16 protein-coding genes and 2 riboswitches are annotated in these 19,549 nt (G+C 59.3%); of the genes, 3 read left to right on the top strand and 13 right to left on the bottom strand.

All coding sequences use genetic code 11. The features are described 5' to 3' along the window. Nucleotides 1-94 precede the first annotated feature (94 nt). The 6 genes from AC5I5B_RS20250 to AC5I5B_RS20225 form a co-directional block, all read right to left on the bottom strand. A complete protein-coding gene (locus AC5I5B_RS20250; RefSeq protein ID WP_111834631.1) occupies nucleotides 95-811 on the bottom strand; it encodes a thiamine ABC transporter ATP-binding protein in 717 nt (238 codons plus the stop codon). After that, nucleotides 808-2,433, bottom strand: a complete 1,626-nt coding sequence (gene thiP, locus AC5I5B_RS20245; protein ID WP_111834630.1) for a thiamine/thiamine pyrophosphate ABC transporter permease ThiP — start codon at nucleotides 2,431-2,433, stop codon at nucleotides 808-810. The genes AC5I5B_RS20250 and thiP overlap by 4 nt, the downstream gene beginning before the upstream one ends. Nucleotides 2,434-2,452: 19 nt before the next feature. After that, a complete protein-coding gene (thiB, locus tag AC5I5B_RS20240) occupies nucleotides 2,453-3,466 on the bottom strand; it encodes a thiamine ABC transporter substrate binding subunit (protein ID WP_060727360.1) in 1,014 nt (337 codons plus the stop codon). Between the two features lie 37 nt (nucleotides 3,467-3,503). Continuing rightward, a riboswitch (TPP riboswitch) is annotated at nucleotides 3,504-3,614 on the bottom strand. Nucleotides 3,615-3,659: 45 nt separating this feature from the next. Beyond that, the gene (locus AC5I5B_RS20235; RefSeq protein ID WP_003505120.1) at nucleotides 3,660-4,052 is read right to left on the bottom strand and encodes a VOC family protein; all 393 of its coding nucleotides are present in this window, start codon (nucleotides 4,050-4,052) and stop codon (nucleotides 3,660-3,662) included. Nucleotides 4,053-4,148: 96 nt separating this feature from the next. Then, nucleotides 4,149-5,975, bottom strand: a complete 1,827-nt coding sequence (locus AC5I5B_RS20230; protein WP_060727359.1) for an ABC-F family ATP-binding cassette domain-containing protein — start codon at nucleotides 5,973-5,975, stop codon at nucleotides 4,149-4,151. Nucleotides 5,976-5,979: 4 nt separating this feature from the next. Continuing rightward, nucleotides 5,980-6,633, bottom strand: a complete 654-nt coding sequence (locus tag AC5I5B_RS20225) for a thiamine diphosphokinase (protein ID WP_003505123.1) — start codon at nucleotides 6,631-6,633, stop codon at nucleotides 5,980-5,982. 90 nt (nucleotides 6,634-6,723) lie between these two features. Next, nucleotides 6,724-6,800: riboswitch (SAM riboswitch) on the top strand. 83 nt (nucleotides 6,801-6,883) lie between these two features. Between AC5I5B_RS20225 and metA the strand changes: the two genes are divergently transcribed. Further along, on the top strand, nucleotides 6,884-7,810 hold the full coding sequence (gene metA / locus AC5I5B_RS20220) for a homoserine O-acetyltransferase MetA (protein WP_003505125.1): 927 nt from the start codon (nucleotides 6,884-6,886) through the stop codon (nucleotides 7,808-7,810). 176 nt (nucleotides 7,811-7,986) lie between these two features. Next, nucleotides 7,987-9,006 carry an aldose epimerase family protein gene (locus AC5I5B_RS20215; protein ID WP_060727358.1) on the top strand — a complete coding sequence of 340 codons (1,020 nt, stop codon included), beginning with the start codon at nucleotides 7,987-7,989 and terminating at the stop codon, nucleotides 9,004-9,006. 15 nt (nucleotides 9,007-9,021) lie between these two features. On the opposite strand, the gene mtgA is transcribed toward AC5I5B_RS20215, so the two are convergent. Further along, on the bottom strand, nucleotides 9,022-9,768 hold the full coding sequence (mtgA, locus tag AC5I5B_RS20210; protein WP_020010807.1) for a monofunctional biosynthetic peptidoglycan transglycosylase: 747 nt from the start codon (nucleotides 9,766-9,768) through the stop codon (nucleotides 9,022-9,024). Nucleotides 9,769-9,905: 137 nt separating this feature from the next. On the opposite strand from mtgA, the gene AC5I5B_RS20205 reads away from it, so the two are divergent. After that, the gene (locus AC5I5B_RS20205) at nucleotides 9,906-10,820 is read left to right on the top strand and encodes a polyprenyl synthetase family protein (RefSeq protein ID WP_026363750.1); all 915 of its coding nucleotides are present in this window, start codon (nucleotides 9,906-9,908) and stop codon (nucleotides 10,818-10,820) included. Between the two features lie 32 nt (nucleotides 10,821-10,852). Here AC5I5B_RS20205 and AC5I5B_RS20200 read toward each other — a convergent pair whose 3' ends face one another. The 6 genes from AC5I5B_RS20200 to AC5I5B_RS20175 form a co-directional block, all read right to left on the bottom strand. After that, nucleotides 10,853-11,515, bottom strand: coding sequence for a YiaD family glycine zipper/OmpA-like lipoprotein (locus AC5I5B_RS20200; RefSeq protein WP_003505133.1), 663 nt, complete (start codon nucleotides 11,513-11,515; stop codon nucleotides 10,853-10,855). Nucleotides 11,516-11,581: 66 nt separating this feature from the next. Further along, nucleotides 11,582-12,832: a flavodoxin-dependent (E)-4-hydroxy-3-methylbut-2-enyl-diphosphate synthase gene (ispG, locus tag AC5I5B_RS20195; RefSeq protein ID WP_003505135.1), complete on the bottom strand. Its 1,251-nt coding sequence runs from the start codon at nucleotides 12,830-12,832 to the stop codon at nucleotides 11,582-11,584. Nucleotides 12,833-12,952: 120 nt separating this feature from the next. After that, nucleotides 12,953-14,143, bottom strand: a complete 1,191-nt coding sequence (locus AC5I5B_RS20190; RefSeq protein ID WP_003505136.1) for an MFS transporter — start codon at nucleotides 14,141-14,143, stop codon at nucleotides 12,953-12,955. 12 nt (nucleotides 14,144-14,155) lie between these two features. Then, a complete protein-coding gene (locus AC5I5B_RS20185) occupies nucleotides 14,156-14,956 on the bottom strand; it encodes a DeoR/GlpR family DNA-binding transcription regulator (RefSeq protein WP_087745164.1) in 801 nt (266 codons plus the stop codon). Between the two features lie 129 nt (nucleotides 14,957-15,085). Beyond that, the gene (pyc, locus tag AC5I5B_RS20180; protein WP_111834629.1) at nucleotides 15,086-18,547 is read right to left on the bottom strand and encodes a pyruvate carboxylase; all 3,462 of its coding nucleotides are present in this window, start codon (nucleotides 18,545-18,547) and stop codon (nucleotides 15,086-15,088) included. A 106-nt stretch (nucleotides 18,548-18,653) separates the two neighbouring features. Then, nucleotides 18,654-19,391: a helix-turn-helix transcriptional regulator gene (locus AC5I5B_RS20175; RefSeq protein ID WP_003505141.1), complete on the bottom strand. Its 738-nt coding sequence runs from the start codon at nucleotides 19,389-19,391 to the stop codon at nucleotides 18,654-18,656. Between the last annotated feature and the right edge of the window lie 158 nt (nucleotides 19,392-19,549).

Here is a 19,549-nt window from a genome sequence, read left to right as displayed (position 1 = left end):
TTCTCGGGCAACAACTTGAAACTGGCAAGTGCAAATTAGCGCCATTGAAGTCATCTAAAGCGATTGCCAGCGGCACGCGTCGAAAATAAGGCGATCACCCGTTCAGAAAACTGTCGACCGCCTTCACATTTTGTGTGGCGAAGAAATCTGCGGTCGAACCGGTATAGACAACACGGCCGCGTTCAAGAAACACCACCCGCTGCGCCAGCTTCTTTATGTCTTCGGGATGGTGGGTGACAATAATCACCGTGTTTTTTGTTTCGGCGTGCAAGTCGAGAAGCAGGGAGGTCATGCCCGCCCGCAATCCCGGATCGAGTGCTGCAAAAGGTTCGTCGAGCAACATGACAGGTTTTTTCCTGACCAGCGCGCGCGCCAGCGCCGCCCTCTGTCTTTCTCCACCGGAAAGCGTGCCCGGCAAGCGTTTGTCGAAACCCGCAAGACCGACACGGACGAGGGCCATCTCAATCTCTTGCCGGTCTTCCACCCGCAATTTCAGCCTGGGGCTGACACCGAGAGCGACATTGGTGAAGATATCGAGATGGGCGAAAAGATTATTATCCTGAAAGATTGATGAGACCGGTCTTTCCGAAGGATCAAGCGCGGTCATGTCCTGCCCGCCGATCATCACGCGCCCGGAATCCGGTTCCTCGAAACCGGCGACGAGATTGAGAAGCGTGGATTTTCCCGAGCCGGATGCCCCGACAACGGCGGTTATCTGCCCCTTAGGGAACGAACAATCAAGTTCGAAATCCTGTGTTCCAAGCCGTAGCCTGACCTTGTCCAGTTCAACGGCAAAATCATCGCCTGTCATATGCTCGCCCTTGCTGATTGGGATTGCCGTGAAACGCCGCCTGCGGCAAGCAGCAGGCAGACAATGCCGAGAAGGAAGGCATAACCGGCGGCATCATTGGTGCGATAGCTGCCCATATTGCTATAGACCAGCCACGGCAGGGTGACGAAATTTTCCGAGCCGAACAGGGCAACCGCGCCTAAATCGCCGAGCGACAGGGCCATGGCGAAGGAAAACGCCATGGCCAGCGACCGCCACAGAACCGGCAGATCGGCAAACCGCAGCCGCGTGAGGCCCTGAAGCCCGAGACTGGCGGAAAGCCGGCCGGTGCGTAAAAAATGACTGGTGAAGGCCGGCTCCAGCACCCGCATGGCAAGCGGCAAAGCCATCAACATATTGATAAGCGCCACGAGAACGGGAGCATAGAAGCTGACATCACCGAAAACCCGCAATAACAGGAACCACCCGCTTCCCAACACGACAGGCGGCACCAAGAGCGCCAACGAAGACCCCGCCCCAAGCATGGCGGAGAGCAAGCGCAGAGGCTGCCCCACCTGCCGTCTGGAGCCTACAGCCTGGCGCGCGCCGATGATCGCCATGCAGTAGAGCACGACAAGGGCTGCGGAAAGCGCGGCGATTGCAAGGCTGGTCGCCGCCGCGCGCAGAAAAATCGGTGCAGACAGAAGACGCGGCAGATCGGCACTCAAACCCGAGACAGCTATGGCGACAAGCGGCAGGCCGATCAGCAGAATAGCGAAGACAATGGCCGCCCCATCCCACAAACGTGCGCCGATGCTCTTGCCATCGAAACGGCGAAGGGAACGACCAAGCGAAGGGATTTCCGCTTCGGGCGACGGCAAAAAGGCGAGAAGGCCGAGCAGAATTGCGGTGAGGGCAATCTGCAAAACCGAAAGCGCAATCGCCCGCTGCGGATCGAAATCGAACCGCAGCGCCTGATAGATCGCCACCTCCAGTGTCGTGGCTGCCGGCCCGCCGCCTAAAAGAAGCACGAGCGTGAAGCTGGTGGCGCACAACATGAAGATAAGCCCGGCAATGCCGGGAACGAGACGCGCGACCGCCGGCCATTCGATAAAACGGAAAACCGAGACCGGCCCCATGCCGAGGCTTGCCGCCATGCGCCAATATTCGCCTGGAATACGTTCAAGCCCGGCCAGCATCAGCCGGACCGAAAGCGGCAGATTGAAAAACACATGGGCGATAAGGATGCCGGAAAGGCCGTAAATGCTGAAAGGTTCATCCGCACCGGCAAAAACGAGGGCCGTATTCAAAACACCCTGCCTGCCCCAGATGGTGATGATGCCGAAGGCGCCAACGATGACAGGCAGACCCATCGGCACCGCCATCAGCCTGATGATCCAGATCCTTCCCGGAAACTCGCGTCGCCGGGAAAGCGCCAGCGCCACCGGCAGGCCAAGAACAATGGAAAGAAGGGTGGAAAGCGTTGCCTGATAAAGCGTGAAACGCAGGATGCGCAGCGTATAGGCATCCATGATACCGGCAGCAGACGCGCCCGCATCAAAAGACAGGAGGGCCGCAACGGCGAGCGCCATGAACAGGAAAACGGCGGCAAAAGCCGCCGTTCCGAAAATGATCGATCGCCGATAATCGCGACGCAGCATCATGTGCGGGCGTGCCTCCTCCTCAATTCATGCTCATGGCCGTGAGCCATTCATCGATCCACGCCTTGCGGTTCTTCGCCACCTCTTCCGGGTCCATCAAGAAGGTCTTCTGCGGCACGACGAGCTTGGAAAACGCCTCGGGCAGGGGATTGGACGTTGCCGCAACCGGCATCATCCAGTTGTTTTCCGGAATGGCATCCTGAAAACCTGATGTCAGCGTAAAAGCGAGGAACTGCTTTGCCAGATCTTTGTGCGGCGCGTTTTTGAGAAGGCCGGACACTTCGATCTGGATATAATGCCCTTCGGAAAAAGCCGCGGCCTGATAACGATCCGTTTTTTCGGCGACCATATGATAGGCGGGCGAGGTGGTGTAGGAGAGCACCATCGGCACCTCCCCCTTGGTGAAAAGGCCGTAGGATTCCGACCAGCCCGGCGTGACGGTGAGAATGCGCTTCCTGAGCTTTGCCCATGCTTCCGGGGCCTTGTCACCGTAGACCGATTTTACCCACAACAGCAGGCCGAGCCCCGGCGTGGAGGTGCGCGGGTCCTGAATGGCGATCTTCTGCGAGGGGTCGCCTTCCACCAGCTCTTTCAGGCTCGCCGGTGGGTTCTTCACCGTCTGCGTGTCATAGATGACGGCAAAATGCCCGTAGTCGTAAGGCACGAAAACATCGTCCCTGTAACCGCCCGGCACCTTGGCCGCCGACGCATCGACGCCGCTAACATCAAAAAGACCGGTCTGTTTCGCCTCGGCAACAAGATTGGTGTCGAGACCAACGACCACATCCGCCCTGGACCCTGCGCCTTCAAGCTTCAGACGGTTAAGAAGCGCCACACCATCCGCAACACCGACGAAATTGACCGTGCAACCGCAGACCTTCTCGAAGGCTTCTTTTACCTTGGGACCGGGACCCCATTCGGAAACGAAACTCTCATAGGTATAGACTGTCAGTTCCTGTTTGTCCTGCGCGGCGGCAAGACCGGGCAGGAACAGCGAAGCGGCAACAAGGGAATTCAGGAAAAGACGACGGCGCACGGGTATCTCCTCAAAACAAAAAGGGAAATAGCCGCCTGCCTTGAAGCCGTCTAATCCCTCCGCCGGTATGAACCGGATCAGGTTCTTCGGGTTGGCAAGCCTCTCAGCCTTTTGCACGCAAGCGCAAAAGACACCCCGTTAGATCAAGATGATGGTGTAGTCCGGTCGTCCCTGCTTGGCAAGATGGCCGCCGTCAGCCCTGCTCCGTCATATGCACCAGCTCCCAGACGTGCCCGTCGGGATCCTGAAAACTGCCGGCATACATGAAGCCGTGATCCTGCACGGGTTTCCAATCACTGCCACCGGAGGCAAGCGCCGTTGCGATCATCCGGTCGATTTCGTCGCGGCTTCCCGCCGTGAGACAGGTCAGAACCTCGGTGGTGCGCGTCGCATCGGCGATGTCGCCGTTGATGAAATCGCGGAAACGCCCTTCCTGAAGAAGCATCACGAAGATGTTTTCTTCCACGATCATGCAGAGCGTGCGGTCGTCAGAATATTCCGGATTGAAGCTGAAACCGAGAGCCGTGAAGAAGCTTCTTGATTTCTCGATATTCTTGACCGGCAGATTGACGAAAATCATGCGCATTTTCACAACTCCTCCAAACGAACCAGCATAGAACGGCAATTCCGCTTTTCTGTCAAAGACCGAAGGAGGGTCGATCAAACGAGGGGCCTGCGGCCTTCAGCCTTCCAGTTCCTCGCGCAGCATCTCCAGCTCCAGCCATTCTTCTTCCATGGTCTCGAGCTTTTCACGCAGCTTCGTCATTTCCTTCGCCAGCGTGTTGAAAGTGGCCGGATCCTTGGTGAAGAGATTAGGATCAGCCATGCGCTCCTCGCGCTTGGCGATTTCGCCTTGCGCCTTTTCCATCTCCTTCGGAAGATTTTCGAGCGCGAATTTCTGCTTGAAGGAAAGCTTGCCCTTGGCCTTTGAAGGATCCTGCGACGCGGAGGCCGAAGGTGCGGCCTTCGCTTTTTCCTGCTTCTCAGCCTTGCGTTTTTCTTCCGCAGCACCCTTGCGCTGCGCCATCATGTCCGAATAGCCACCGGCATATTCGATCCATCGCCCATCCGGCTGGTCCGGATTGACCGGGGCGATGGTGGAGGTGACGGTGCGGTCAAGGAAATCGCGGTCGTGGCTGACGAGAATGACCGTGCCGGAAAATCCAGCGACGATTTCCTGCAAAAGATCGAGCGTTTCGATATCGAGATCGTTGGTCGGCTCGTCGAGGATCAGAAGATTGGTCGGCCGCGCCAGGATGCGTGCCAGAATAAGGCGCGCGCGCTCGCCGCCGGAAAGGTTGCGGATCGGCGTACGGGCCTGTTCCGGCTGGAACAGGAAATCCTTCATATAGCCCGTCACATGCTTCAATTCGCCGTTGACCAGCAGGTTTTCGCCGCGACCATCGGTCAGATAATGCGCGAGCGTATCGTTGGGATTGAGATCCTCACGCTTCTGGTCGAGCGTCGCGATCTCCAGATTGGTGCCGAGCTTCACCATACCGCTATCGGGCTCAAGCTGGCCGGTGAGCATCTTCAGAAGCGTGGTTTTACCGGCGCCATTGGGGCCGACGAAACCGATACAATCCCCGCGATGGACACGCAGCGAAAACGGCGCGACGATCACGCGCTCGCCGTAAGCCTTGGTGATGGCCTCGGCCTCGATGACCAGTTTGCCGGATTCGCGCCCTTCGGTGACGGTCGCCTGCACCGTGCCCTGCGGCCCCTTGTGGCCACGATATTCCGCGCGCATGGCCTGAAGCTCACCGACGCGGCGCATGTTACGCTTGCGCCTCGCGGTCACGCCATAACGCATCCAGTGTTCTTCGCGTTCGATGGCCTTGCCGAGCTTGTGCTGCTCCAGCTCTTCCTCTTCCAGCACCTTGTCGCGCCATTCCTCGAAATGGGCAAAGCCGCGATTAAGACGGCGGGACTGGCCACGATCGAGCCAGACGGTCGAAGTCGAGACTTTTTCGAGAAAACGGCGGTCGTGCGAAATCAGCACCAGCGCGCTGCGCGTCTGCTGCAAATCGCTCTCAAGCCATTCGATGGTCGGCAGATCCAGATGGTTGGTGGGTTCGTCGAGCATCAGGATATCAGGTTCCGGCGCCATCACGCGGGCAAGGGCCGCACGTCGCGCCTCACCGCCGGAAAGGCTTGCCGGATGTTCCTGCCCCGTGAGGCCGAGATGTTCAAGAAGATAGGTGACGCGATAGGGATCGTCGCCGGGTCCGAGCCCAGCCTCGGCATAGGCCTGCACGGTGTCGTAACCGTTGAAATCCGGCGCCTGTTCCAGATAACGGATGGTCGCGGACGGATGCCGGAAAACCTCACCCGACTGCGCTTCAACGAGACCCGCAGCGATCTTCATCAGCGTCGACTTGCCCGAACCGTTGCGCCCGACAAGGCAGATGCGATCGCCCGGCTCTACCTGGAGATTGGCGCCATCGAGCAGCGGGGTCACGCCGAAGGTCAGCTTGATGTCATCGAGTTTCAAAATTGGGGGTGCCAAGGTGTCAGGCTCCGGTCAGATCATAAGGGCGGGCGAGCACGATGGCTTTTCCGCTTTTCAGCGAGAAATGCACGGGGCCGCCATTCGCGACATTGGAAATAGTGCGGGAGGAGCCGAAAGCAAGCGCGAAATCCTTCAGCGGATAACGCACATTGCCGATATCAAGCCCCGCAAGGGCGGTAAATCCGGCAACAGAAAACAGCGAAGCGGGCGGCAGATCGACATCCAGCAAACCGGGAAGCAGCGGCCGGGCCTCTTCTTCACCTGACGTCAGCGTAACGTCGATACCACGTTCGGCCAGCGCCACCGCGTAAAGAAGGTGCTGCAGCGCATGGTCGCTTCTCTCGCCTCCAAGCGCACCGACAAGCACCAGCGAATGCGCTCCACGGGAGAGAGCTTCCGATACCGCGATCTCGCCATCCGTCACCGCCTTTGCGGCCGGGTACGGCTGCCGCGCCACATCTGGCCAGGCGTCCAGCAACTCTTTGCTGGCGGAATCGAAATCCCCGACCCACAGCTCCGGCGCAAGGCCAAGCGGCCGGGCATGGCGCATGCCGCCATCGGCCGCAATCACACGGCTATCCGCGACCGCCTCTTTCAGACGATCGGTCACCGTGACATCGCCGCCAAGCAGAATGGTGAAACGCTCTTTATCCATGCCCTGCCTTACCGCACCTCGGCCAAAAATGGAAAGCCGAAACCCCGATGAAATCAGCCTATATTGATTTTCGCCGGCTTCGGGATTATGAAACGCCTCAGTGGTGATTTGCCGACCGGCTTGCAGCCACTTTAAAGAAGTCGCTAAAGGGTCGAGGAAAAAGGCAATTTCCTGGGACCGGTCGCGATTTCGCTGCCGGTTTTTTTGTTTTCGCAACGTTCTTTACGTGATCCGGAAAAGAGAGTTCGACATGCCGATCAAGATTCCCGATACGCTTCCCGCTTTTGAGACCCTCGTTCACGAGGGCGTGCGGGTCATGACCGAAACGGCTGCTATCCGGCAGGATATCCGCCCGCTCCAGATCGGGCTTCTCAACCTCATGCCGAACAAGATCAAGACGGAAATCCAGATGGCACGCCTCGTCGGCGCTTCGCCGCTGCAGGTGGAACTGTCGCTGGTGCGGATCGGCGGCCATCGCGCCAAGAACACGCCGGAAGAGCATCTCCTGTCCTTCTACGAGACGTGGGAGGAAGTGCGCCACCGCAAGTTTGATGGTTTCATCATTACCGGCGCCCCCGTGGAGACGCTGGCCTATGAAGACGTGACCTACTGGAACGAAATGCAGAAGATTTTCGAATGGACGCAGACCAATGTCCATTCGACGCTGAATGTCTGCTGGGGGGCGATGGCCGCCATCTATCATTTCCATGGCGTGCCGAAGCACGAACTGAAGGAAAAGGCTTTCGGGGTCTATCGTCACCGCAATCTTTGCCCCTCGTCGATCTACCTGAACGGCTTTTCGGATGATTTCCAGGTTCCTGTCTCGCGCTGGACTGAAGTACGCCGCGCCGATATCGAAAAACATCCGAGACTCGAAATCCTGATGGAGTCAGAGGAAATGGGCGTTTGTCTGGTGCATGAGAAGGAGGGCAACCGGCTCTATATGTTCAACCATGTCGAATATGATTCGACGTCGCTTTCGGATGAGTATTTCCGGGACGCGAATGCCGGCGTGCCCATCAAGCTGCCGCATGACTATTTTCCGCACAACGACCCGGAACTTGCCCCGCTCAACCGCTGGCGCAGCCATGCCCATCTGTTTTTCGGCAACTGGATCAACGAGATATACCAGACGACGCCCTATGATCTAGAAGCCATCGGGCAACTGGCCGCTTAAAGCGCGTCGCGTTTGGTCAAACGCATGCGACGCGCTTTCTTCTTTGTTTTAAGCATGTCTTTGTCCCAAAACCGCAGGACACTTTTGGGAGACATGCTTTGAATTGCGGGATTGCGAATTGCCGGAAAATGACGCAACGTCCGCCGGCAATTCATGGCAACCGGGAGAATGATGTTATGGGCGACGCGGCGGCACGGGAGAATTTCGGTTTCACGGCGACCGGCGAAAAAGTCGAACGCGTCACCATCTCGAAAGGCGGGCTGACGGCCAAGGTCATCACCTGGGGTGCCGTCATTCAGGATCTGCGTCTTGAGGGCCACCAGCCGCCGCTCGTGCTCGGCTTCGACAAGTTCGAGGATTACAAATATTCCTCCTATTTCGGCGCCACCCCCGGCCGCAACGCCAACCGTATCGGTGACGGCCGGTTCTCGATCGACGGGCACGAATACCAGCTGGAACTGAACGAAAAGGGCGTAACCCATCTGCATGGCGGCAGCGACGGCATGGGCAAACGCAACTGGATGCTGATGGAACATGGCGAAAGCCATGCGATTCTGCAGATAATCGATCCCGATGGCCGCGCCGGTTATCCGGGCAATTGCACGGTCACGGCCACCTATACGATCCTCGACGGCGGTGTGCTTTCGGTGGTCTATGAAACGGTGACCGACAAGCCGACCATCGCCAATGTCTGCCAGCATTCCTATTTCAATCTCGATGGGGCAGATACCGCACTTGGGCATGAGATCAGCATCGCTGCTGACTTCTACCTGCCCACCAACGACAAGCAGATACCGACGGGCGAAATCCGCTCCGTCGAAGGAACCGTGTTCGACCTTCGCCAGACAACACCGATGCGGCGCAAGGAGAATGGCGAGCAGGTCCTCTACGACCATAATTTCTGCCTTTCGCCCGAACGTCGCGCCAAGCGCAAGGTCGCCCGCGCCTATTCGCCGGCCTCCGATATCGCTCTTGAGGTTCACACCACCGAACCCGGTGTACAGCTTTATTCGGCCTTTAAACTGGACGTCCCGGTTCCCGGCCTCGATGGCCGTCACTACGGCCCCTTTGCGGGTTTCTGCCTGGAAACGCAGATTTGGCCAGACGCCGTCAATCACCCGGATTTTCCGCATGCAATCCTGCGGCCGGGCGAAACGCTGCGTCAGGAAACCGACTATATTTTCAAGAAAGGCTGAACCAGCGCGCTAGGGTCAGTCCAGCACGCAGCCGACATAGCCGCCGGAGGCGCGGGCGCGACGCTCGATAAGGCCGGCAAGCCGTTGCAATCCGCGTCCCGGCTTGCTGGCGACGCGGTCGATGGGATTAGGTAGTGAAACAGCCAGCAGCGCCGCCTGGCGGGAACTGAGCTTTGCGGCCGGCACCTTGAAATGGTGCTGTGCTGCGGCCTCAATGCCGTAGATGCCAGGTCCCCATTCGGCAACGTTGAGATAAATCTCCATCATCCGTTTTTTGGACCAGACGAAATCGGCGGCGATCGCCAGCGGCAATTCCAGCCCCTTGCGCAGGAAAGAGCGGCCGTTCCAGAGGAACAGGTTCTTGGCCGTCTGCATCGGAATGGTGCTCGCGCCACGGGTGGAGGCCCCGTCGAGCGCATTGCTGACCACGGACTGCATCTGGTTCCAGTCCACGCCGCCATGGAAACAGAATTGCCCGTCCTCGGACATCATCACCGATTGAACAAGGCGCGGGGAAATATCCTCGAGCGGCACCCAGCGTCTGTCATAACCCTGAAAGGTCACCAGATCGGCGAGCATCAGCGTCGAGACCGGCCGGAAAAACGGCAGTGCATAGACCGGGATCAGCAGATAGGGCAGGATCAGCAAAGCCAGCAAGGTCATGATGATGCGCTTTGCCAACGTGCGAAAATCCACCTTCGGACTGCTCCGGTCTTCCGCCAGCACGGCGTAATCTGCGTCGCTTTCAGGCGTACTGCTCAATATTCGTCAAAGCCCCGCACCAATTGAAGCCTTTCATAGTCCATTGCCGCCTTCAAGGCGAGTCCGGTCAAATAGTTGCGCCTCTGGAATCACGAAAAGGTTTGCCTGCATTCGCGCGGCATGCCAAAGAGCGCGGCATGGACGCTGCGATGACAAATTTCGAAACGAAGCTGCGCGAAAACGCGGCTAAAACCGAAGCCCTGCTTGGCCGCCTGCTTTCCGGCGAAGCACGCGCAGACGAGATCACGCGCCCACAAAACCTGCTCGACGCCATGCGCCATGGCGTGCTGAACGGCGGCAAACGCCTGCGGCCCTTCCTCGTCATCGAAAGTGCCGCCCTTACGGGCGGAAATGCCGAAGCCGCCCTTTATGTCGGCGCCGCGCTGGAATGCCTCCATTGTTATTCGCTTGTTCATGACGATCTGCCCGCCATGGATGACGATGACCTGCGCCGCGGCCAGCCGACGGTGCATCGCAAATTTGATGAGGCGACCGCCATTCTCGCCGGCGACAGCCTGCTGACGCTTGCCTTTGATATCATCGCCTCGGACGAAAATCCGCTCGCGGCCGAACGCAAGGCCGCGCTCGTGCTTTCGCTTGCCCGCGCAGCGGGCATCGGCGGCATGGCCGGCGGCCAGGCCCTCGATCTCGCTGCTGAAAAGACAGCGCCGGATGAGGCCGGCGTCATTACATTGCAAGCTATGAAAACTGGCGCACTGCTGCGTTTTGCCTGCGAAGCGGGCGCAATCATCGCCGGAAGCGATGTTTCCGAAAGGCAAAGGTTGCGTCACTTCGGCGAAAAGATCGGCCTCGCCTTCCAGCTTGCCGACGATCTTCTGGATTTGACGGCCGACGCCGCCACCATGGGCAAGGCGACCGGCAAGGATGCCGCGCGCGGCAAGGGAACGCTCGTGGCATTGCGCGGCGAAGACTGGGCGCGCCGCAAGCTGCAGGAGCAGGTGGCGGAAGCTGCGGAACTGCTGGCTCCCTATGGCGAAAAGGCCGCGATTCTCATCGCGGCCGCAAGATTCATCGCTGAACGGAAAAGCTGAGCCGGTTCTCCTCTCAGCTTCCCATCATCCAATCAGCCCTTGAGCGGCGAAATCAGCACTTCGACGCGACGGTTCTGGGCGCGACCGTCAGACGTTGCATTCGAGGCGATCGGCTGCGACGGGCCGAAGCCGAGCGTCGAAATACGGCGCTGGTCGACGCCGCGCGCGCCGATATAATTCGCAACCGATGCGGCGCGACGCTCGGAAAGCGCCTGGTTATGCTGCAGGCTGCCGGTGGAATCGGTGTGGCCGTTGATGTCGATGAGCGTGCGGTTGAACTTGTTCAGCACAATGGCGACAGAATCGAGCGTCGGGTAGAATGGCGGAATGACCTGATCCTGGTCCGTCGCGAAGGTGATGTTCGACGGCATGTTGAGAACGATGCTGTCGCCGCGGCGAGTAACCGAAACACCCGTTCCCTGAAGCTGGGCGCGAAGCTCGGCTTCCTGACCATCCATGTAATTGCCGATAGCGCCGCCGGCGAGCGCGCCGATGCCCGCGCCGATAAGCGCGGCATTGCGGCGACCGGTCGGCGAACCGCCGACAGCCAGACCACCCAGAGCACCGACCACGGCGCCGATGCCGGCACCGCCGGCGGTGTTCGACATCTTCTGCTCACCCGTATAGGGATCGGTGGTGGTGCAGGCGGAAAGATAGGTCCCGCAAAGGGCGACGATCGCGATTTTTTTGATCATGTGTTTTTATGCTCCGAGAGGTTCAGGAGGTATGACAGTGGAATTCCGGCCTTTTCACGGTACTCTTTACTCCGCCGCATCTTTCCGGCCAAAACGCTTTTCGATGTAATCGATCACAAGCGCTTCAAAATCGGCGGCGATATTGGGGCCACGCAGGGTTAGCGCCTTCTCTCCGTCGATGAAGACGGGCGCTGCGGGGCTTTCGCCGGTTCCGGGTAACGAAATGCCGATATCGGCATGTTTGCTTTCACCGGGGCCATTAACGATGCAACCCATGACGGCGACATTGAGCGCCTCGACACCAGGATATTTCTCACGCCAGATCGGCATGTTCTTGCGAATATCGTTCTGGATATTCTGGGCAAGTTCCTGGAAGACGGTGGACGTGGTGCGCCCGCAGCCGGGACATGCCGCAACGACCGGAATGAACTGACGGAAACCCATGACCTGCAGCAATTCCTGCGCCACCTGCACCTCGCGGGTGCGGTCGCCATTCGGCTCCGGCGTCAGCGAAACGCGGATCGTATCGCCAATACCATGCTGCAACACGTAACCCATGGCGGCGGATGAAGCGACGATGCCCTTCGAGCCCATTCCCGCTTCGGTGAGACCGAGATGCAGGGCGTGGTCGGAGCGTTCCGACAGCATCGAATAAACGGCGATGAGGTCCTGCACCTGGCTGACCTTGGCCGACAGGATGATGCGGTTACGTGGCAGGCCGATCTCTTCGGCAAGCTCGGCGGAAATCAACGCCGACTGCACGATCGCCTCGCGCGTGACCTGACGAGCGGAGAGAGGGAAGCCCTGCTCCTTGTTCTTGTCCATCAGGGTCGTCAGCAATTCCTGATCGAGCGACCCCCAGTTGACGCCGATTCGCACCGGCTTGTCGTATCGGATCGCCATTTCGACGATCTCGCCGAACTGCTTGTCCTTCTTGTCCTTGAAGCCGACATTACCGGGATTGATGCGGTATTTCGCCAGCGCCTCGGCACAGGCAGGGTGATCGGCGAGAAGCTTGTGACCGATATAATGGAAATCGCCGATCAGCGGCACATCCATGCCGAGACGCAGCAGCCGCTCGCGGATTTTCGGCACGGCGGCAGCGCTCTCATCGCGGTCGACGGTGATGCGCACCATTTCCGAACCGGCCTGGAAAAGCGCCGCCACCTGCTGCACGGTGGCGTCGATGTCAGCCGTATCGGTATTTGTCATCGACTGCACGACGACGGGCGCACCGCCACCGACGATGACACCGCCCACGTCTACGGCGACGGATGCGCGGCGGGGCTTCGGATCGTAATCGGCATGTGACGTCATGGCGGTCTCTGGAGCTTGCGGCAAGGTCTGGCAATTGAGGTGAAACAAGGGGGCCTCCTTGTCAACACCCAACGCGCTGGAGCTTCTACTTTACCGCAATCATGGCAAAATTCGAGACGCCTATTCCTTGCCCGCACCATCAGCATGCCGGGCGAGCCGTGAAAGTAGCAGAACGACCACATGCAGCAGCGGCAGAGCGAGAAACACGCTGGCAAGACCGGTATGTTCAGCGATGAAGCCGATCGCCGAGGGCGCTACCAGAATGCCGGAATAACCCATGGTGGTGACGACCGAAAGGCCGATGCCAGGCGCCAGTCCCGGCATATTGCCCGCCGCCGAAAAGGCGATCGGCACCATGTTGGAAATACCGATACCGGCAATGGCGAAACCGATAATCACGAAAGTGGAATTTCCCGCAAGGCCGGCAATCAGAAGACCGGTGATCGACATGACCGAGCAGAAACGCAGGGTTCGGACCGCCCCGAACCTGTCACGCACCAGATCGCCGGCAAACCGCATGATCGCCATGGTCATGGAAAATGCCGCGAAAGCGAAACCGGACTGCGAGACGGAAGCGCCCAGTTCGTTGCGCAGATAAAGGGCACCCCAATCGAGGATGGCACCCTCCGGAATCATCGAGAATAACGCCATCAGGCCGATGATCCAGGGCAGCGGCGTCAGCGGCAGGCCGCCTTTCGGGCGTTCCTCCTCAGGATGCGGGCGATCCGCGAGAACCCGCGGCCATGCAATGACCAGCAACACCAGCGCGATGACCGTCAACGCAACGGCATGCCCCTGCACACCGATCGCCGTGATGAGATAACCGCCAAGACCAGCGCCGATCAGACCGCCGAGGCTCCAGAAGGCATGGCACGACGACATGATGGCGCGGCGCATATCCCGTTCCACCGCCACGGCATTGGCGTTCATGGCGACATCCATCGCCCCCGTCAGCCCGCCGAACAGAAATACCGCGATCACCCCCGCCCACACCGTGCCGGCCCAGGAAATGAAAAGCAGCGTCGGCAGAAAGATCGCGGCGGTGACGAGGCTCACCGTGCGCGAGCCGAAACGGGCAATCTGGGAACCGGCAATGGGCATGAAAACCAGCGAGCCGATGCCGAAGACCAGAATGATGAGGCCGAGCGCGCTTTCACTGAGGGAAAGGCGCGCCGCAAATTCCGGAATCTTGGGCGCCCATGACCCCATCATGAAGCCATTCATCAGGAACAACAGGGAAACGCCCAGCCTGTGCCGTGTCAGATAGGACGAACGCATGCCTGTCGGCGAAAATGTCGTGGGGCCATTCATCGGCAATATCCTTCAGACTTGACCGTGGGAAAATCGGGCGGCGTCATCGTCGCCGCAATGAATCTGTACGCCCTTTGCCGACAGCGCCTCGACGAATACGCGGTCGGCATCCTGCTCCAGCACGAGGGAAAGAGGTGGAGAAAAATCATGCACATGGAAAGCAGCCTTATGGCCGAGCTTTTCCGTGGTAATCGCTGCGACGATCCGCTGGCTGGCGCTGCAGGCAAGCCGCTTGAACACCGCATCTTCAAAAACATCCGCCGACAGACCCGTCTCGGCCGCAACGCCGCACACACCGAGAATGCAAAGATCGGGCCGCATCAGTTCGAGCTGCCGAAGCGCCATGGCGTCGATAGCCGCACCTACAGCCGGATCGACTTTTCCGCCGATCAGCACCAGATCGATATTGGCCCGCCCCGTCAGTTCGGCGGCAATGGCTGGCGTATTCGTCACCACTGTCAGGTTGAGACCGGCAGGGATCGCGCGTGCGATGGCGAGATTGGTGGAGCCGGCATCGATGAAGACGACCATGCCGGGTTCAAGCAGCGGGACAGCGGCACGCGCCAGCATGGCCTTGCGGTCCGCATCCTCGGCAATGCGCGTCTTCAGTGGCACCGTCTTGCTGTCGGAAAGCAGCGCCCCGCCATAAACGCGCAGGCATTCCCCGCGGGCCGCCATCTCACGCAGGTCACGACGCACCGTGTCTTCGGAAACGCCGAAGTTCTGCGCAAGATCCTGCGCCAGCACACGGCCGCTTTGCCGTAGCTGCGCGAGGATAAGCGCCTGCCGCTCGCTGACGAAATGATCACTCATGGAGACTCATGCATAAACAGGAACAAACGTGCACGAACATGCATATTCGAGTTTCCACCGAAGCGCAATAAAAAACGCCCGCCGAAAAAGACGGGCGTCTGACTGTGTAATGAGAGATTCGAACGGCTTTTATTCGGCGTAAGCGATCAGCAGATCCTTCGCATCGATCTGGTCGCCGGGGCGCACCAGAACTTCCGCGATCTTGCCGTCGCGTTCGGCGTGAAGCGCGGTTTCCATCTTCATGGCTTCGATGGAGAGCAGCACGTCACCGGCCTTGACCTCCTGACCCTGATTGACGAAGACGCGGCTGATAACGCCGGGCATCGGTGCACCAATATGGACAGCATTGCCCGGTTCGGCCTTGCGGCGCACGGCGGAGCCGGAAGCACCATGGGCACGATCCGGCACCTTGATGCGGCGCGGCTGGCCGTTGATCTCGAAGAACACCGTCACCATGCCCTTGTCATCAATGCCGGACGAGGCCTGATTGACGATGACAAGCGTCTTGCCGCGCTCGATATCGGCAAACAGCTCCTCGCCATCCTCCATGCCGTAGAAATAGGCATGGGTGGGCAGCACGGAAACGGGGCCGTATGTCTCGGCGGTGAGCGCGAAATCGGTGAACACCTTCGGATACATGAGATAGGACGCGAACTCGAAGTCGTCGACCTTGCGCTCCAGCTTGGTCTCGATCACCTTCCGCTCCGCGTCGAGATCGGCATCTGCCAAAAGCGAACCCGGACGAACGGTATAGGGCGCTTCGCCCTTCAGCGCCTTTTTCTGCAGGGCTGCCGGCCAGCCGCCTGGCGACTGTCCGAGATCGCCTTTCAGCATCGAAACCACCGATTCCGGGAAAGACACTTCACGATCGGGGTTTTCGACATCGGCGACCGTCAGATCCTGGCTGACCATCATCAGCGCCATGTCACCGACGACCTTGGAGGACGGGGTTACCTTGACGATATCGCCGAACATGCGGTTGGCATCGGCATAGGCCTGCGCCACCTCGTGCCAGCGGCTCTCCAGACCCAGCGACCGCGCCTGTTCCTTGAGGTTGGTGAACTGGCCGCCCGGCATTTCGTGCAGATAGACTTCCGAAGCCGGTCCCTTGAGATCGCTTTCGAAAGCCGCATACTGGTTACGAACAGCTTCCCAGTAGAAGGAAATGCGGCGGATCCATTCCGTATCAAGACCCGTATCGCGTTCCGACCCTGCCAGCGCCTCAACGATCGAACCAAGGCATGGCTGCGAGGTGTTGCCAGAGAAGGCATCCATCGCAGCATCCACGGCGTCGACGCCGGCATCCACAGCGGCCAGAACGGTGGCGGCGGAAATGCCCGAGGTATCATGGGTGTGGAAATGGATCGGCAGACCGGTCGCCTCGCGCAACGCCTTGAACAGAACCTTGGCGGCAGCCGGTTTCAACAGACCCGCCATGTCCTTGACGGCGATGATATGAGCGCCGGCTTTTTCAAGCTCGGCGGCAAGGCCGGTATAATATTTGAGATCATATTTCGGACGCGCCGAATTCAACAGATCGCCGGTATAGCAGATGGTCGCTTCGCAGAGCTTGTTCTCCTCGGCAATCGCATCCATCGAAACGCGCATATTCTCCACCCAGTTCAGGCAGTCGAAGACGCGGAAAAGATCAACTCCGCCCTTTGAGGCCTGGCGGACGAAATATTTCACGACATTATCAGGATAATTCTTGTATCCGACGCCGTTTGCGCCGCGCAGCAGCATCTGCAGCAGCAGGTTCGGCGCGCCTTCGCGGATAAGCGCCAGGCGCTCCCACGGGTCTTCAGTCAGGAAGCGCATGGAAACGTCGAACGTCGCACCACCCCAGCATTCCAGCGACAGAAGTTGCGGCAGCGCCTTGGCGTAAACACTCGCGACATGGGCGATGTCATGGGTGCGAACGCGGGTAGCGAGAAGCGACTGGTGCCCGTCGCGCATGGTCGTATCGGTGACCAGCACGCGCTTTTCATTACGCATCCAGTCCGCAAAGCCCTTCGGGCCAAGCTTGTCCAGCAGCTGCTTTGTGCCGTCAGGTGTCGGCGCATCGATATAAGGCACGATGGGCTTCGCCGCCTTTTCGGACGGCCTGGCGCGACCCTTGGTTTCCGGGTGGCCGTTGACGGTCACGTCGGCGAGATAGGTCAGAAGCTTGGTGGCGCGGTCCTGACGCTTGACCTGTGCGAAGAGCTCCGGCGTCGAATCGATGAACCGGGTCGTATAGGTGTTGTTACGGAAGCTGTCGTGACCGATGATGGCTTCGAGGAAGGTGAGGTTGGTCGCCACGCCGCGAATACGGAATTCGCGCAGCGCGCGGTCCATGCGGTTGATCGCCTCATCCGGTCGCGGCGCCCAGGCCGTCACCTTCACAAGCAGCGGATCGTAATAGCGGGTGATGACAGCGCCGGTATAGGAGGTGCCGCCATCCAGACGGATACCGAAGCCCGAAGCGGAACGGTAGGCGGTGATACGGCCATAGTCCGGAATGAAATTATGTTCCGGGTCTTCGGTCGTGATGCGGCACTGCAGCGCATGGCCATTGAGACGGATGTCCTCCTGGCGCGGAACGCCGGATTCCGCCGTGCCGATGGCGGCACCTTCGAGAATATGAATCTGCGCCTTGACGATATCGATACCAGTCACGACTTCGGTGACGGTATGCTCCACCTGAATACGCGGATTGACCTCGATGAAGTAAAATTTGCCGGTATCGGCATCCATCAGATATTCGACCGTGCCGGCGCCGATATAATTGGTCGCGGCGGCGATCCTCAGGGAGTAGGCGGCCAGTTCCTGGCGCTGCGCTTCGGACAGATAGGGTGCAGGCGCACGCTCGACGACTTTTTGATTGCGCCGCTGGATCGAACAATCACGCTCGAACAGATGCACGACATTGCCATGCGTATCGCCGAGAATCTGGCTTTCGACGTGACGCGCACGCTCGACCAGCTTTTCGAGATAAACTTCATCCTTGCCGAAGGCGGCTTTCGCCTCGCGCTTGGCCTCCGTCACCTCGCGGGCGAGGTCCTGCTTTTTGCGGATGGCGCGCATGCCGCGACCGCCGCCGCCCCAGGAGGCCTTGAGCATCACGGGATAGCCGATTTCTTCGGCCATGCGTTCCACTTCCGCTATATCATCAGGCAGCGGATTGGTGGCGGGAACAACGGGGACATCAACCGAGATCGCCAGATTGCGGGCGGCGACCTTGTTGCCGAGCTGGCGCATCGTATCCGCCGTCGGTCCGATGAAGGTGATGCCGGCCTTGTTGCAGGCCTCCACGAATTCGGGGCTTTCAGACAGGAGACCGTAACCGGGATGGATCGCGTCTGCTCCCGAGAGCTTGGCCACGCGGATAACCTCCTCGATCGAAAGATAGCTCTCGATCGGCCCCATGTCCTTGGCGAGATGCGGCCCTCGGCCAACCTGATAGGATTCGTCCGCCTTGAAGCGGTGCAAAGACAGCTTGTCCTCTTCCGCCCAAATCGCAACGGTTTTAATCCCAAGCTCATTCGCTGCCCGGAAAACGCGGATCGCAATTTCGGATCGGTTGGCAACAAGTATTTTCGATATCTTCAAGACGGTCTCCCCACACGCCAAAACAAAACTTCTGCTGCACTGCGGAATTAAGCAGCAAAACCCGGTCTTGGAAAGGGCAATTCCGGCGAGAACTGTCCTGTTTGCGCTAGCTCAGCAATCCATGACGAAAAGCAAGCGCTACGGTGTGCTGTCGGTTCTTGGCGCTGAAACGGCGCTGGATTCCGTTGATATACCAGTCGACCGTGTGGTTGGAGATCGATAGCTGACGTCCGATTTCCGTCGAGGTCATGCCGTCTGCCATCAGCGTCAGCACCTCCATTTCGCGCCTCGTAAGCTCGAGAGCGGAAACGTCGGGGGCATTGCTGAAGCCATGAGCCTGCCCGGAAAGATCGAGCAGGCGCCAGAACACGGCACGCGTGGCAGCATCAAGCAGCTCCACCTGCAAGGAGGGCAATTGCCGATCCTGACCGCCAATGAAGACCGCACCGATGAATCCCGCACGACCGTGCACGGGAAAGGCATAGCCGCCCTGCAGACCGTAGCGGCCTGCGTCGTGGAAAAAGACGCTCGCCCTTTTGCGATGCATCGCACGCGGCAGGCCCTCAAGCGCTTCCTTCCATTGAAACGGCTTGTGCACCATGCCGATCACCTTGCGGACGGGATCGACGAGATTGTACTTCTTGGCCCTGTAAACCTCCAGCCAGCCTTCAGGCAGATGTTGCGCGAGAATGTGTCCACTGGAGGCGATCTCCCCGGTCATCCGCCTGCTGACGAGAAAATATTCGAAACCGTATTCGCGAATGAGCGTTGCAAATTCGGAGCGAACGCGGTCGGCGCTTCCCGCCTGGTAACACGCTGAGATGAAGTGAAGAATATCATGCATAAAGACACGGGGTCCGGAGCTTGGCTTGAAGGGAATGACACGGAGGACATGGTCCCGCGATGACGTCATGTTACTCGGGCGCCGGTCGGTTGAGATTGAACATATCGTCGTTATCAATCCCTGAAACGAAGATGCTAAATCTTGTGACGGCAGGCCCC

It is taken from the genome of Agrobacterium sp. (assembly GCF_059499945.1).
This window is presented reverse-complemented; position numbering and strand designations above follow the sequence as displayed.

What these genes read in the sequence shown, in the direction of transcription:
- AC5I5B_RS20250 (WP_111834631.1), bottom strand. Translation starts at nt 811, where the DNA reads ATGACAGGCGATGATTTTGCCGTTGAACTGGACAAGGTCAGGCTACGG.
- thiP (WP_111834630.1), bottom strand. Translation starts at nt 2,433, where the DNA reads ATGATGCTGCGTCGCGATTATCGGCGATCGATCATTTTCGGAACGGCG.
- AC5I5B_RS20235 (WP_003505120.1), bottom strand. Translation starts at nt 4,052, where the DNA reads ATGCGCATGATTTTCGTCAATCTGCCGGTCAAGAATATCGAGAAATCA.
- AC5I5B_RS20225 (WP_003505123.1), bottom strand. Translation starts at nt 6,633, where the DNA reads ATGGATAAAGAGCGTTTCACCATTCTGCTTGGCGGCGATGTCACGGTG.
- metA (WP_003505125.1), top strand. Translation starts at nt 6,884, where the DNA reads ATGCCGATCAAGATTCCCGATACGCTTCCCGCTTTTGAGACCCTCGTT.
- AC5I5B_RS20215 (WP_060727358.1), top strand. Translation starts at nt 7,987, where the DNA reads ATGGGCGACGCGGCGGCACGGGAGAATTTCGGTTTCACGGCGACCGGC.
- AC5I5B_RS20205 (WP_026363750.1), top strand. Translation starts at nt 9,906, where the DNA reads ATGGACGCTGCGATGACAAATTTCGAAACGAAGCTGCGCGAAAACGCG.
- AC5I5B_RS20200 (WP_003505133.1), bottom strand. Translation starts at nt 11,515, where the DNA reads ATGATCAAAAAAATCGCGATCGTCGCCCTTTGCGGGACCTATCTTTCC.
- ispG (WP_003505135.1), bottom strand. Translation starts at nt 12,832, where the DNA reads ATGACGTCACATGCCGATTACGATCCGAAGCCCCGCCGCGCATCCGTC.
- AC5I5B_RS20190 (WP_003505136.1), bottom strand. Translation starts at nt 14,143, where the DNA reads ATGAATGGCCCCACGACATTTTCGCCGACAGGCATGCGTTCGTCCTAT.
- AC5I5B_RS20185 (WP_087745164.1), bottom strand. Translation starts at nt 14,956, where the DNA reads ATGAGTGATCATTTCGTCAGCGAGCGGCAGGCGCTTATCCTCGCGCAG.
- AC5I5B_RS20175 (WP_003505141.1), bottom strand. Translation starts at nt 19,391, where the DNA reads ATGCATGATATTCTTCACTTCATCTCAGCGTGTTACCAGGCGGGAAGC.